Raw genomic sequence first — 13266 nt, forward strand, 5'->3', positions numbered from 1 at the left:
GCGGGTCAGCGCGGCCGCAGGTCCACGATCCGCCTGATCTTGCCCACGGACCGCTCCAGGGACTCCGGTTCGACGATCTCGACCCCCACCGAGACACCGATCCCGTCCTTGACGGCCGCGGCGATGGCGAGCGCCGCCGCCGCACGCTGCTCCGGGGTGGCGCCGGGCCGCGCCTCCGCCCGCACCGTCAGCGCATCGAGCCGGCCCTCGCGGGTGAGCCGGAGCTGGAAGTGCGGCGCCACGCCCGGGGTGCGCAGCACGATCTCCTCGAACTGCGTGGGGAAGAGGTTGACCCCGCGCAGGATGACCATGTCGTCGCTGCGCCCGGTGATCTTCTCGATGCGCCGGAAGACGCGTGCGGTGCCGGGCAGCAGCCGGGTCAGGTCCCGCGTCCGGTAGCGGATCACGGGCATGGCCTCCTTGGTGAGGGAGGTGAAGACCAGCTCTCCCTCCTCCCCGTCCGGCAGCACCTCGCCGGTGATCGGGTCGACGACCTCGGGGTAGAAGTGGTCCTCCCACACATGGAGCCCGTCCTTGGTCTCGACGCACTCCTGCGCCACACCCGGACCGACCACCTCCGACAGGCCGTAGATGTCGACCGCGTCGATCGCGAACCGCTCCTCGATCTCGCGCCGCATCTCCTCGGTCCACGGCTCGGCGCCGAAGATGCCGACGCGCAGGGAGGTGCTGCGCGGATCGACGCCCCGGCGCTCGAACTCGTCGAGGAGGGTCAGCATGTAGGAGGGGGTGACCATGATGACACCGGGCCTGAGGTCCTGGATCAGCTGCACCTGGCGGGCCGTCATGCCACCCGAGGCGGGGATCACCGTACAGCCGAGGCGCTCGGCGCCGTAGTGGGCGCCGAGGCCACCGGTGAACAGGCCATAGCCGTACGCCACATGCACCGTGTCACCGGGCCGGCCGCCGGCCGCGCGGATCGACCGGGCCACCATGTCCGCCCACATCGACAGGTCGCCCTCGGTGTAGCCCACGACCGTGGGCCGTCCGGTGGTGCCGCTGGAGGCGTGGATGCGGCGAATCCGCTCCCTGGGGACGGCGAACATGCCGTACGGGTAGTGCTCCCTGAGGTCCGCCTTCACGGTGAACGGGAACCGGGCGAGATCCGCGAGCGTACGGCAGTCCTCCGGCCGCACCCCCGCTTTGTCGAAGGCCTCCCGGTAGAAGGGCACGTGCTCGTAGGCATGCCGCAGCGAGGCCCGCAACCGCTCCAGCTGCAGGGCGCGCAGCGCCCGGGCGTCGAGCCGTTCTCCCGCGTCCAGCAGGCCCTGGTCGTACGCCATGGGGACGCCTCCCTAACAAATGCGGCAAACCAGTCAACCGATCATTCGGTAGATGTCGAGGATCAGTAATCCAGCCCACCAGGCCGGAAGCAAGAGGCCGACCAAAACTTTCTTGCGGCGGAGCCCGCCCCGCTGCGAAGATCACGTGCATGCCCACCTTCGACGCGTACGACGGGACCCGACTCGCCTACCACCTGCGCGGAGAGGGGGAACCGATCATCGTGTTGCCCGGTGGACCCATGCGGGCCTCCGCGTACCTCGGGGACCTCGGCGGGCTCGACCGCCGGCGGCGGCTCGTGCTGCTCGATCTGCGCGGGACCGGGGACTCGGCGGTGCCGGCGGATCCGGAGACCTACCGCTGTGACCGGCTGGTCGACGACGTGGAGGCGCTGCGCGAGCACCTCGGCCTGGAGCGGATGGACATCCTCGCGCACTCCGCGGGCGGCAGCCTCGCCCTGCTCTACGCGGCCCGGTTCCCGGAGCGCGTCGCCCGGCTGGCCCTGATCACCGTCACACCGTGGGGGCTCGGGATGCCCGCCACGGTCGAGGACCGGCTCGAGGCGGCACGGCTTCGCGAGGGCGAGCCCTGGTTCGAGGAAGCCTTCCCGGCGTACGAGGCCTGGCTGAAGGGAGACGGCGAGTTCGACCCGGTCGTCATCCCCTTCTTCTACGGGCGCTGGGACGCCGCGGCGCAGGAGCACGTGGCGGACCGGGCGGGACAGGCCAACGACGCGGCGGCCGAGGTCTTCCTCTCCGAGGCGGCGTTCGACCCGCCCGCGACGCTGGCCGCGCTCGCCCGGCTGGCCGCGCCGGTCCTCATGTACGCGGGCGGACTCGACGGCGGCCCGCGCCCCGAACTGGCCCGCCGCGTCACCGAGTTGTTCCCGCGCGCCGAGTTGGCGGTCCAGCCGGGCGCCGGACACTACCCGTGGCTGGACGACCCCGGGCACTTCGCCGCCCGGGTGGGTGCCTTCCTCGCGGGCCGAGCAGGCTGACCTCGACCCCCAGCGGCCGGCCGTGGAGGTCAGTCGGGCCGCAACCTGCCGGTGGCGGCCCTCTCGGCGGTCCTGACGGTGCGCCGCGTCCCGCAGGAGCCGCCGAGCGCCCTGCGCCACCGGGCCCGGGCCTCCCGGTCCGGGCCTCCCGGTCCGGACCTCCGGGATGGTCGGCCTGGCGGGCCTGATCGCCGCCCTCATCGAGGCCGGCGAACGCGGCTGGAGCGACGGCACGTTCCTCGCCGCCTGGGTGGCGTGCGCCCTCGGGCTCGGCACGTTCCTGGTGCTGGAGGCGCGCTCCCGGGCCCCCATGGTGCCGCTCTCGCTCTTCCGGCGCCCTGAACTGTCCGCCTCCGTCGGCGTGGGCGGCCTGTTCAACATTGGGCTACTACGGGCTGCTGTTCCTCGCCCGCTGTACTTCGCGCGGGTGCGACACTACAGCGCGCTGTGGACCGGGGTCGCGCTGCTGCCCCTCCCGCCAGACCGGCAGCGCGGTCGGGATCGCCCTGTTCGGCACCCTGGTCGCCGGACATCCGGTGGCGGGACTGCACCTGTCGGCCGTGGTCGCCGCGGCGGGGTTCCCCACGGCGGCGACCCTCTCGGCACGCTTCGTCCGGACACCGGTCGCCGCGTCCCGGCAAGGACCCCGGTGAGGACAGGTCCTATGCGGAGCGGTCCGCCGTCACCGCCACCTCCCTGGCCCAGCGGTAATCCGCCTTGCCGCTGGGCGAGCGCCGGATGACCTCCGTGACCACCAGCCGGCGCGGGATCTTGTAGCCCGCGAGCCGTGTCCGGCAGTGGGCCTGGATGTCCTCCAGGGAGGGGCGCGCCGCGCCCGGGCACACCTGCACCACCGCCGCCACCTGGTTGCCCCATGTCGCGTCCGGCACCCCCACCACCAGCGCGTCGTACACGTCCGTATGCGACTTGAGCGCCTGTTCGACCTCCTCGGGGTACACCTTCTCGCCGCCGGTGTTGATGCACTGCGAACCACGGCCCAGAACGGTGACGACGCCGTCCTCGTCCACCGTCGCCATGTCGCCGAGCAGCACCCAGCGCTCGCCGTCCTTCTCGAAGAACGTCTCCGCCGTTTTCCCCGGGTCGTTGTAGTACCCGAGCGGCACGTGCCCGCGCTGCGCGATGCGGCCCGGCTCACCGGCCTTCACCGGCTCGTGGGTGACCGGGTCCACGACCCGCGTACGGGAGTTGACCCGGATGCGGAAACCCCGGTCAGGGCCGGAGTCGGGGGTCGCCGTGCCGTTGAAGCCGGACTCCGAGGAGCCGAAGTTGTTCAGCAGCACGGCGTTCGGGACGAGGGCCTGGAACCGCGCGCGCACGGTCTCCGACATGATCGCGCCGGATGACGACACGCTGAACAGGGACGAGCAGTCGGTGCCCTTCATCGGCCCGCCCAGCGCGTCGATCAACGGCCGCAGCATCGCGTCGCCCACCAGGGACACGCTGGTGACCTTCTCCTTCTCGATCGTCCGCAGGACTTCCTCCGGCACGAACTTGCGGTGCAGCACGACTCGCTGGCCGAAGTTGAACCCGATGAACGCCGTGAGCGTCGAGGTGCCGTGCATCAGCGGCGGAGTGGGGAAGAAGGTGATGCCGTCGCCACCGGCCGCGACCCGCTCGGCCAGCTCCTCGGGCTTGCCGACCGGCTCGCCGGTCGGGGCGCCGCCGCCCAGGCCGGAGAAGAAGAGGTCCTCCTGCCGCCACATCACGCCCTTCGGCATGCCGGTCGTGCCGCCGGTGTAGATGATGAACTGGTCGTCGCCCGAGCGCGCCGGGAAACCCCGCTCCGGCGACCCGGCGGCCTCGGCGCCGGCGAAGTCCACCGCGGGCAGCGCGATAGCGTCCGGTGCGGGTGTCCCGACCCGCACCAGGTGCCGCAGCCTCTCCGCGCGCGGCAGCGCCGCCGCGACCCGGTCGGTGAACTCCGCGTCGAAGACCAGCGCGACCAGGTCCGCGTCCCGGTAGAGGTAGAGCAACTCCTCCTCCAGGTACCGGTAGTTGACGTTGACCGGCACGATCCGGGCCTTGAGGCAGCCCAGTACCGTCTGCAGGTACTCCACACCGTTGTACAGATGCAGCCCGAGGTGCTCCCCAGGGCGTATCCCGGCGTCCAGCAGATGGTGCCCGATGCGGTTGGCCGCCCGGTCCAGATCCGCGTAGGTGAGACGCCGCTCCGCACCTGTGCCGGGCCGGTCGACGTACACGAGCGCCTCACGGTCCGGGACCACGTCGACGACCGACTCGAACAGGTCGGCAAGGTTGTACTCCACCGCTCCTCCTGACGGCCGGCACAGCGAAGGAAGGACGCATCCGACGGTTCGCCGGTCATCAGAGCAAAGCCCGGCGCAACTGTGAAGGGTGCTCGGCGAAGAAATCTGACTAGCTGTCAGAAAACTCTTGTCCTTGTTCCACCCCTCCTGCAACCTGTTCTCGTTCAGCGGACGGGAGGAAGCGATGGGCGGGACGGAACACCTCACCGTGCAGCGAGAAGGCGCCACACTGGTACTCACGCTCAACAGGCCCGAGGCCAGGAACGCGCTCTCGTTGCCGATGCTGGTGGGGCTCTACGACGGATGGGTCCAGGCCGACGAGGACGACGCCGTCCGCTCGATCGTGCTCACCGGCGCCGGCGGCTCCTTCTGCGCCGGGATGGATCTCAAGGCCCTGGCCGGAAAGGGGATGGAGGGCCGGCGGTACCGCGAACGGCTCGACGCCGACCCGGATCTGCACTGGAAGGCGATGCTGCGCCACCACCGCCCCCGCAAACCGGTGATCGCCGCCGTCGAGGGGCCCTGCGTGGCGGGCGGCACCGAGATCCTCCAGGGCACCGACATCCGGGTGGCGGCCGAGTCCGCGACCTTCGGCCTCTTCGAGGTCCGGCGTGGACTGTTCCCGATCGGCGGCTCCACGGTCCGCCTCCAGCGGCAGATCCCACGCACCCATGCCCTGGAGATGCTGCTCACCGGGCGCCCCTACTCCGCGCACGAGGCCGCCGCCATCGGACTCGTCGGCCATGTCGTGCCCGACGGCACCGCCCTCACCAAGGCTCTTCAGATCGCCGAACAGATCAACGACTGCGGGCCGCTGGCCGTCGAGGCCGTCAAGGCGTCCGTGTACGAGAGCGCCGAGATGACGGAGACCGACGGGCTCGCCGCCGAACTCGAACGCGGTTGGCCCGTCTTCGACACCGCCGACGCCAGGGAAGGCGCCCGCGCCTTCGCGGAGAAACGCCCGCCCGTCTACAAGCGCGCCTGACCCTCCGAAGGAGTCCGCAAGATGCCCGGAGTCCTCAAAGCCCCTCTTGTCGTCGAGTTCCCCTTCACCCGCTCGGTCGGCCCCGTCCAGAGCGCCTTCCTCACCGGCCTGCGCGAACGCGTCGTCCTCGGGGTGAGGACCCGCGACGGCCGTACCCTCGTCCCGCCCGTCGAGTACGACCCCGTCACCGCCGAGGAGATCCGCGACCTCGTCGAGGTGGCCCCCACCGGCACGGTCACCACCTGGGCCTGGAACCACGAGCCCCGCCGCGGCCAGCCGTTCTCCACCCCCTTCGCGTGGGTGCTGGTGAGACTCGACGGCGCCGACACCGCCCTGCTGCACGCCCTCGACGCCTCCGGCCCCGACGCCGTCCGCACCGGCCTGCGGGTCCGCATCCGCTGGGCCGAGGAGCGTTGCGGTGCCATCACGGACATCGCCTGCTTCGAGCCGTACGACGGCGAACCGGTCCGAGCGCGCGGCCACGACGGCCAGTTCGAGGACGCGATCACCGGCATCGTCGCCCCCGCCCGTCTCGACTACACCTACTCGCCGGGCCGCGCCCAGTCCGCCTACATAGCGGCCCTCGCCGAACAACGCACCGTCGGCGAGCGCTGCCCGAAGTGCCGCAAGGTCTACGCGCCGCCGCGCGGAGCCTGCCCCACCTGTGGCGTCGCCACACACGAACAGGTCGAAGTGGGTCCCCGCGGCACGGTCACCACGTTCTGCATCGTCAACATCAAGGCCAGGAACCTCGACATCGAAGTGCCGTACGTCTACGCGCACATCGCCCTCGACGGCGCCGACCTCGCGCTGCACGGCCGTATCGGCGGCATCCCCTACGACCAGGTGCGCATGGGCCTGCGCGTCGAACCGGTGTGGACCGAAGGGGCGCGCCACCCCGACCACTACCGGCCCACCGGCGAACCCGACGCCGACTACGACGCGTACAAGGAGCTGTTGTGACCCGCGAGATCGCCGTCGTCGCCTTCGCGCAGACCGACCACCGGCGCGCCAGCGACGAGCTCTCCGAGGTGGAGATGCTCATGCCGGTCCTGCACCAGGTGCTGGAGCGGACCGGACTGAAGACCGCCGACATCGGCTTCACCTGCTCCGGCTCCAGCGACTACCTGGCCGGCCGAGCCTTCTCCTTCACCCTCGCCCTGGACGGAGTGGGTGCCTGGCCGCCGATCTCCGAGTCGCACGTCGAGATGGACGGCGCCTGGGCGCTGTACGAGGCGTGGACGAAGCTGCTCACCGGCGACGCCGACACCGCGCTCGTCTACTCCTACGGCAAGTCCTCACCCGGCTCCCTACGGGACGTGCTGACCCGCCAACTCGACCCCTACTACGTCGCCCCTCTGTGGCCCGACTCCGTGGCCCTGGCCGCTCTCCAGGCACAGGCGCTCATCGACGCCGGCGAGACCGACGAGCCGGCACTGGCTGCCGTCGCCGCCCGCAACCGCGCGGCGGCGAGCGCCAACTCCCATGCGCAGCTCCGGAGTCCGGTACCCCAGGGGGACTACCTCGTACGGCCGTTGCGCACCGGGGACTGCCCGCCCATCGGTGACGGAGCCGCCGCCGTGGTCCTCGCGGCGGGGGAGCGGGCCCGGGAGCTGTGCGCACGGCCCGCCTGGATCCGGGGCATCGACCACCGGATCGAGGCGCACGGGCTCGGCGTGCGCGACCTGACGGACTCGCCGTCCACGCGACTCGCCGCCGAGAAGGCGGGTGCCTTCGAACGGCCGGTCGACACGGCCGAGTTGCACACGCCGTTCACCCCCCAGGAGGTGGTCCTGCGCAAGGCGCTCGCCCTCGACGACAGCGTCACCGTCAATCCTTCCGGGGGAGCCCTCGCCGCCCACCCGATCATGGCCGCCGGGCTCATCCGCATCGGCGAGGCCGCCGCCCGCATCCACCGGGGGGAGTCCGACCGCGCCCTGGCCCACGCCACCTCCGGACCGTGTCTGCAACAGAACCTGGTCGCCGTACTCGAAGGGGATCCGCGATGAGCAAGGAACCCGTGGCCGTCGTGGGGATCGGCCAGACCCGGCACGTGGCGGCGCGCCGGGACGTGTCGATCGCGGGCCTGGTGCGGGAGGCCGCCGGACGGGCCCTGGAGGACGCCGGGTTGACATGGGCGGACATCGAGGCCGTCGTCATCGGCAAGGCGCCCGACTTCTTCGAGGGCGTGATGATGCCGGAGCTGTACCTCGCCGACGCCCTCGGTGCCGTCGGCAAGCCCATGCTGCGGGTGCACACGGCCGGTTCGGTCGGCGGCTCCACCGCGCTCGTCGCCGCGAACCTCGTGGCGGCCGGTGTCCACCGCACCGTCCTGACCCTGGCCTTCGAGAAACAGTCCGAGTCCAACGCCATGTGGGGCCTTTCGCTCCCGATCCCCTTCCAGCAGCCGCTCCTGGCCGGCGCCGGCGGCTTCTTCGCGCCGCACGTACGGGCGTACATGCGGCGCAGCGGCGCCCCCGACACCATCGGCTCGCTGGTGGCGTACAAGGACCGGCGCAACGCGCTCAAGAACCCGTACGCGCATCTGCACGAACACGACATCACGCTGGAGAAGGTGCAGTCCTCACCCATGCTGTGGGACCCGATCCGCTACTCCGAGACCTGCCCCTCCTCGGACGGCGCCTGCGCGATGGTGCTCACCGACCGTGCGGGGGCGGCCCGTTCACCCCGGCCGCCCGCCTGGATGCTCGGCGGCGCCATGCGCAGCGAGCCGACCCTCTTCGCGGGCAAGGACTTCGTGTCGCCCCGGGCCGGAAGGGACTGCGCCGCCGATGTCTACCGGCAGGCCGGTGTCACCGACCCGCGCCGGGACATCGACGCGGCCGAGATCTACGTGCCGTTCTCCTGGTACGAACCGATGTGGCTGGAGAACCTCGGCTTCGCCGAGGAGGGCGAGGGCTGGAAGCTCACCGAGTCCGGGGTGACCGAACTCGACGGAGACCTCCCCGTCAACATGTCGGGCGGGGTGCTGTCCACCAACCCCATCGGAGCCTCCGGCATGATCCGCTTCGCGGAGGCGGCGCTCCAGGTGCGCGGGCAGGCCGGGGAACACCAGGTCGACGGGGCCCGCCGGGTGCTCGGGCACGCCTATGGCGGCGGGTCGCAGTTCTTCTCCATGTGGCTGGTCGGCGACCGGCCGCCGAGCTCATGAACGCATCCCCCTCACGTGCCCTGTCGGCCGTGCGGCGCGATCGCTAGGCTGGCCGCGGACGACGAACCGGGAGGAGCACGGACGTGGCCGAGAGCACCATCCAGCAGCACCCGTTCGCGGGCTGGGACAAGCCGGAACTGGACCTCAGCAACGCCGAGTGGCAGTCCAGCAGCCGAGGGCTCGGGGATGTCCAGATCGCCTTCGTGGAGGGCTTCATCGCGATGCGCAACAGCGGCCGCCCCGAGAGCCCTTCCCTGATCTTCACCCCCGCGGAGTGGGGGGCGTTCGTGTCGGGGGCGCGGGAGGGGGAGTTCGACCTCACCTGACGCCTCGCCCACCGATTCCTCGCCGCCGCCGAATCTCCGGACACGCGGCCGGTGAACCCGCCCCGGGGCCGCCCTCTGCGTCAGGCTTGGGGAACACAGCCGCGTCCCGGAGGCGAGGATTCCATGAGCACCGAGCCGGTCATCGCGGCCGTCGACGGATCGGACGACAGCCTGCGCGCCCTGGACTGGGCACTGACCGCCGCACGGCTGCGCGAGGCGCCGCTGCGGGTGGTCCATGTGCGGCAGTACGGGCCCTGGGCACAACCCGGCGCCCTGGTCGCCGGACCTCCGGCGTCCCCCGAGGACCCGGTGCTCGAGGACGTCAGGGCACGCCTGCACGACAGGACCGACCGCCCGGTCACCGATTACCTGGCGGTGGACGGCTTCCCGGCCGCGGTCCTGCCCGAACTCGGAGCCGGTGCCCAGCTGATGGTGCTCGGCTCACGGGGCCGCGGTGGCTTCGCGAGCCTGCTGCTCGGCTCCACGAGCCTGGCCGCCGCACGTGACACCGCCTGCCCGGTGGTCGTGGTGCCGCGCCCGGGTCGCGAGGTGCACGAAGGGCCGCCCGTCGCCCCCGGCCAACGGGTGGTCGTCGGTCTGCACGTCGACAGCCCCGCCGACGCCACCCTGGCCTTCGCCTTCGCGGAGGCGGCCCGCCGCCACGCCCGGCTGTATGTGATCGCCACCCACCCCTGGCCCCCGTTGGGGATCTGGCCGGCACCCGGCGAACTCATGCCCCCGGCGGTCGACGAGGACGCCGTGGAGGAGGAGATCCGTACCCTGGCCGCGACCCTCCTGGCCCCCCACCACGCGCAGCACCCGGACGTGCCGACAGACCTCGTCACGCCCCCCGGCGACGCGGCGGGCCACCTGGTCGCGGCGTCCCTGGGTGCCGAACTGGTCGTGGTGGGCCGCCACCGCCGCCGTCTGCTCGCCCCCGCCCGCATGCTCGGCTCGGTGACCCAGGCGGTGCTGCTGCACGCGGCGAGCCCCGTCGCGGTGATCCCACCCACCGTGGAGCCCGCCGGATGACCGGGCGAACACATCCCGCCCAGGCCCGGCTGGATGGCATGATCATGCCGGAGGTGGAAGCCATGGCACTGAACGCCGACGACCGGACGGCCATCACCGAGCTGCTGTCCCTGCACGGCCATCTCTTCGACGCCGGCGAGCTGGACCGGCTCGACGAGCTGTTCACCGCCGACGTCGTCTACGACGTCACCGACTTCGGCCAGGAGCCGCTGACCGGCATCACCGCCGTCCGGGAGGCGTCCGTGGTCCTCGGCTCCGCGAACCCGGTCGCCCACCACATCACCAACGTCGTCCTCACCGAGATCACCCCCGGGCAGGTGCGCGCCCTGTCCAAGGGCCTCGGGGTGTACACGGACGGCACCTGCGGCAGCGTGACCTACGACGACACGGTCGTACGCGGCCGGGACGGCTGGCGGATCAGCCGGCGGCGGGTGGTCGCGCGGCGTGTCCCGCTCGGCGGAACGTGACCGGTTCACGTTCAGCGCGTGGTCGCCCCACGCCCCGCGAAGCGTGATCGGCTTCGCCAGGGGGCGGCCCTGGTTTCGCGGTCGGGCACGTACCATTGCGGCATGTCCTTCCTCCGCCGCCGCAGTGCCACCCCCGCCGGGCCCGACTTCGACGTACTGGCCATGGACCCGGGTGACTGGCCGGGCAATCTCGGTGCCGGTCTGCTGCCCGCGCCCGACGGCAGCTGCCAGGGCGTCTTCCTGCGCTACGACCTCTTCGGCGGTCGCGGGCCCGCGATGATCATCGGTAATCTGCCGGAGGGCTCCCCAGCCCGCGACGTCGCCGAGGGCGAGGTCCCCTTCGAGGTGGCCCAGCTCCTGCTCGCGCTGGAGAACGACGAGGAGGTCACCGTCGTCGGGAGCGAGGACATCCCGGTGATGCAGGGCGACAACCTCCTCATCGTGCGCCGCCTCAAGCTCTCCGAGAGCCGGATCTCCTGCGTCCAGTTCGACCGCAGCGACGGCGTCCTGGTGACCATCGCCGCCTGGGACCGTCCCATCACGGACGACCTGTACGCGCTGCTGAAGCCCCTGCCCGCGGAGCTGTTCCAGCAGGGCTGACCCCAGAACGCGGGGAGGGCCGGGACCACGGGTCGGTGGTCCCGGCCCTCCCCGCGTGTCACGATCTGACGCTTTCGTGCTACGACGCCGAAGGCACCCCCCGAACGTCCGCCGCCCGGACGAACGCCACCCGGTGGCCGAACTGGATCTCGTAGTACAGGTCCTTGCCGACCACCACCCGGTGCGAGTCCGTGGTGAAGGTGGTCGAGTAGAAGTACTCACCCGGCACGACGTCGCCGATCACATACCGCTGACCCGCCGGGAGCCGGTACGGCAGCGGCGAGACCGACTGCACGGGCACCCCCTGCGGGTACGCCTCCCTCTCGGGGTAGGCGCGGCCGTACACCGGGATGTCGGTGAGACCGTCCCTGGGCGTCACCACGAACCCGGACGCGTACACCGCCACCGGCTGCCTCGGCGGGTTCCTGAACCAGGCCTTCTGGCCCAGGTACCAGACCGCCGTCCAGTCCCCGTCCCGGTCCGCGACCGCGTACCGCTGGCCCGTGGCCGCCCGCGAGCCGACATCGTTCACGTCGATCGTCGAGTCGCCCCCGGCGGGGTGCAGCCCGATGTCCTTGATGAGGGTCGCGGATTCGTCCGGCGCGCTGTACAGCCGGACCTCGCTGGAGCCGTGCGCCGGGCACGGCTCGCCCGCGGTGGTGCAGCCCGTGTACCGCGGCTGGTTCGCCGCGTAGTCCGGGAGGATCGTCACCAGCCCGCCCCTCGGCCCGGCCGTGGCGTGGAACGGCCTGCCCAGCAGCTCGAAGTAGTGCCGCCAGTCCCAGTACGGGCCCGGGTCCGTGTGCATCCCCGGGATGTACGACGCCGTCGGTCCCGGAACGTTGTCGTGGCCGAGGATGTGCTGACGGTCCAGCGGGATGCCGTACTTCCCGGCGAGGTACCTCACCAGCCGCGCCGACGCGCGGTACATCGCCTCCGTGTACCAGGCGTCCGGCGAGGCGAGGAACCCCTCGTGCTCGATGCCCACCGACGTGGCGTTGACGTACCAGTTGCCCGCGTGCCAGGCCACGTCCTTCGCCTTCACGTGCTGGGCGATCAGTCCGTCCGTGGAGCGGACCGTGTAGTTCCACGACACATAGGTCGGGTCCTGGACCAGCTTCAGGACGCCGTCCCACCGGCCTTCCGTGTCGTGGACGACGATGTACCTGATGCGCTGCGAGACCGGGCGGTCACCCAGGTCGTGGTTGCCGTAGTCGTTGTCGCCGAACTGCGCGTACGGCGCGGGGACCCACTCGCAGGACACGCTCCTGGGGCACTCGGTCCCGTCCGCGTCGGCGGTGCGCAGCCCGGCGCGCCCCAGCTGGGAGGTGTCGGGCGCGAGGTCCGGCTCCGCGGGGAGCCGCACGTCCTCACCGGTGTCCGTGGTGCGCTGCTCACCCTCGCGCAGCACCGCGAAGACATCGTTCGCGTACGAGGCGGCCGTGGCGCTGTCGTCCGCACCGGAGAACTCGGCCACTGCCCCGTACCAGTCGGCCGGGTCGGCGCTCAGCGGCTCGCCCAGGTGCCGCTGCGCGGCGGCGAGCAGGGCGGCCCCGCCCGCGATGTTCGCCGCCGGGTCGGTGCGCAGCCGCTCGGCCGGAAGACCGGTCAGCGCGGCCGCCCTGGGCAGCGTCTTCAGCCGGGCCGGCAGCTGCGCGTCGACCGGCACCTCGGTGGTGGTCACCAGCGCGGGACGCGCCTGGTCGCCGCGCGCGTCGTCCGCTCCCTCGCTGCGGTGCGCCGCCTCGGTGGCCATCGCGGTGCGGGCGTCCGTCAGGTGCATCGGGCCGTAACCGCCCGCGACGCTCGGCGCGCCGCCGTGCGTGTCCCAGCGGGATTGGAGGTAGGAGACGCCGAGCAGCACGCTCTGCGGAACGTGGTAGCGGGCGGACGCGGCGACGAACGCGTTCTGCAGGCCGACGGGGGTGTCCTGCCGGGGTGCCGGTGCGGCGCCCAGCAGCGGCAGCAACAGCGCCGCGGAGGCGACGGCGCCCGCGGTCCTGAGGGTACGTCTGTGCCCCGGGGTGTGGGGGGCGATGGCGGATCCTCGCAATGCAGCCTCCTGGGACGGTCGGGCGCTCTGGGGCGTGCGGGGGCCGA

12 protein-coding genes are annotated in these 13266 nt (G+C 72.0%); 9 read left to right on the forward strand and 3 right to left on the reverse strand.

Annotated features, from left to right (window positions below; translation table 11 throughout):
• Window positions 1–5 precede the first annotated feature (5 nt).
• Complete coding sequence (paaK, locus tag ACFYZJ_RS09110) at window positions 6–1301, reverse strand: phenylacetate--CoA ligase PaaK (RefSeq protein WP_388564620.1); 1296 nt, start codon at window positions 1299–1301, stop codon at window positions 6–8.
• 149 nt (window positions 1302–1450) lie between these two features.
• On the opposite strand from paaK, the gene ACFYZJ_RS09115 reads away from it, so the two are divergent.
• Window positions 1451–2296, forward strand: a complete 846-nt coding sequence (locus ACFYZJ_RS09115) for an alpha/beta fold hydrolase (RefSeq protein ID WP_388564623.1) — start codon at window positions 1451–1453, stop codon at window positions 2294–2296.
• 662 nt (window positions 2297–2958) lie between these two features.
• Here ACFYZJ_RS09115 and ACFYZJ_RS09120 read toward each other — a convergent pair.
• Window positions 2959–4584: an acyl-CoA synthetase gene (locus tag ACFYZJ_RS09120; protein WP_388564626.1), complete on the reverse strand. Its 1626-nt coding sequence runs from the start codon at window positions 4582–4584 to the stop codon at window positions 2959–2961.
• Window positions 4585–4768: 184 nt separating this feature from the next.
• Here ACFYZJ_RS09120 and ACFYZJ_RS09125 point away from each other — a divergent pair, with 184 nt between their 5' ends.
• The 8 genes from ACFYZJ_RS09125 to ACFYZJ_RS09160 all read left to right on the forward strand — a co-directional run bounded on the left by ACFYZJ_RS09125 (window position 4769) and on the right by ACFYZJ_RS09160 (window position 11166).
• Window positions 4769–5569 (forward strand): crotonase/enoyl-CoA hydratase family protein, encoded by an 801-nt coding sequence (locus ACFYZJ_RS09125; RefSeq protein ID WP_388565560.1) that lies wholly within the window; start codon window positions 4769–4771, stop codon window positions 5567–5569.
• Between the two features lie 21 nt (window positions 5570–5590).
• Complete coding sequence (locus ACFYZJ_RS09130; RefSeq protein WP_388564628.1) at window positions 5591–6532, forward strand: Zn-ribbon domain-containing OB-fold protein; 942 nt, start codon at window positions 5591–5593, stop codon at window positions 6530–6532.
• Window positions 6529–7578 carry a thiolase domain-containing protein gene (locus tag ACFYZJ_RS09135; RefSeq protein WP_388564631.1) on the forward strand — a complete coding sequence of 350 codons (1050 nt, stop codon included), beginning with the start codon at window positions 6529–6531 and terminating at the stop codon, window positions 7576–7578. Before ACFYZJ_RS09130 ends, ACFYZJ_RS09135 begins: the two co-directional genes overlap by 4 nt.
• Window positions 7575–8741: a thiolase domain-containing protein gene (locus tag ACFYZJ_RS09140; protein WP_388564633.1), complete on the forward strand. Its 1167-nt coding sequence runs from the start codon at window positions 7575–7577 to the stop codon at window positions 8739–8741. The genes ACFYZJ_RS09135 and ACFYZJ_RS09140 overlap by 4 nt, the downstream gene beginning before the upstream one ends.
• A gap of 83 nt (window positions 8742–8824) precedes the next feature.
• Complete coding sequence (locus tag ACFYZJ_RS09145; RefSeq protein WP_388564636.1) at window positions 8825–9067, forward strand: DUF397 domain-containing protein; 243 nt, start codon at window positions 8825–8827, stop codon at window positions 9065–9067.
• A 123-nt stretch (window positions 9068–9190) separates the two neighbouring features.
• On the forward strand, window positions 9191–10099 hold the full coding sequence (locus tag ACFYZJ_RS09150) for a universal stress protein (RefSeq protein WP_388564638.1): 909 nt from the start codon (window positions 9191–9193) through the stop codon (window positions 10097–10099).
• Entirely contained in the window at window positions 10096–10566 is a 471-nt protein-coding gene (locus tag ACFYZJ_RS09155; protein WP_388564641.1) for a nuclear transport factor 2 family protein, read from the forward strand. The genes ACFYZJ_RS09150 and ACFYZJ_RS09155 overlap by 4 nt, the downstream gene beginning before the upstream one ends.
• Before the next feature lie 102 nt (window positions 10567–10668).
• Window positions 10669–11166 (forward strand): hypothetical protein, encoded by a 498-nt coding sequence (locus ACFYZJ_RS09160; RefSeq protein WP_200419591.1) that lies wholly within the window; start codon window positions 10669–10671, stop codon window positions 11164–11166.
• Between the two features lie 79 nt (window positions 11167–11245).
• Here the strand turns inward: ACFYZJ_RS09160 and ACFYZJ_RS09165 are convergent, their stop codons facing one another.
• On the reverse strand, window positions 11246–13219 hold the full coding sequence (locus ACFYZJ_RS09165) for an N-acetylmuramoyl-L-alanine amidase (RefSeq protein WP_388564643.1): 1974 nt from the start codon (window positions 13217–13219) through the stop codon (window positions 11246–11248).
• Window positions 13220–13266 lie beyond the last annotated feature (47 nt).

The sequence above is a fragment of the Streptomyces sp. NPDC001848 genome, from assembly GCF_042891915.1.
In the GTDB taxonomy this organism is placed as follows: Bacteria; Actinomycetota; Actinomycetes; order Streptomycetales; family Streptomycetaceae; genus Streptomyces.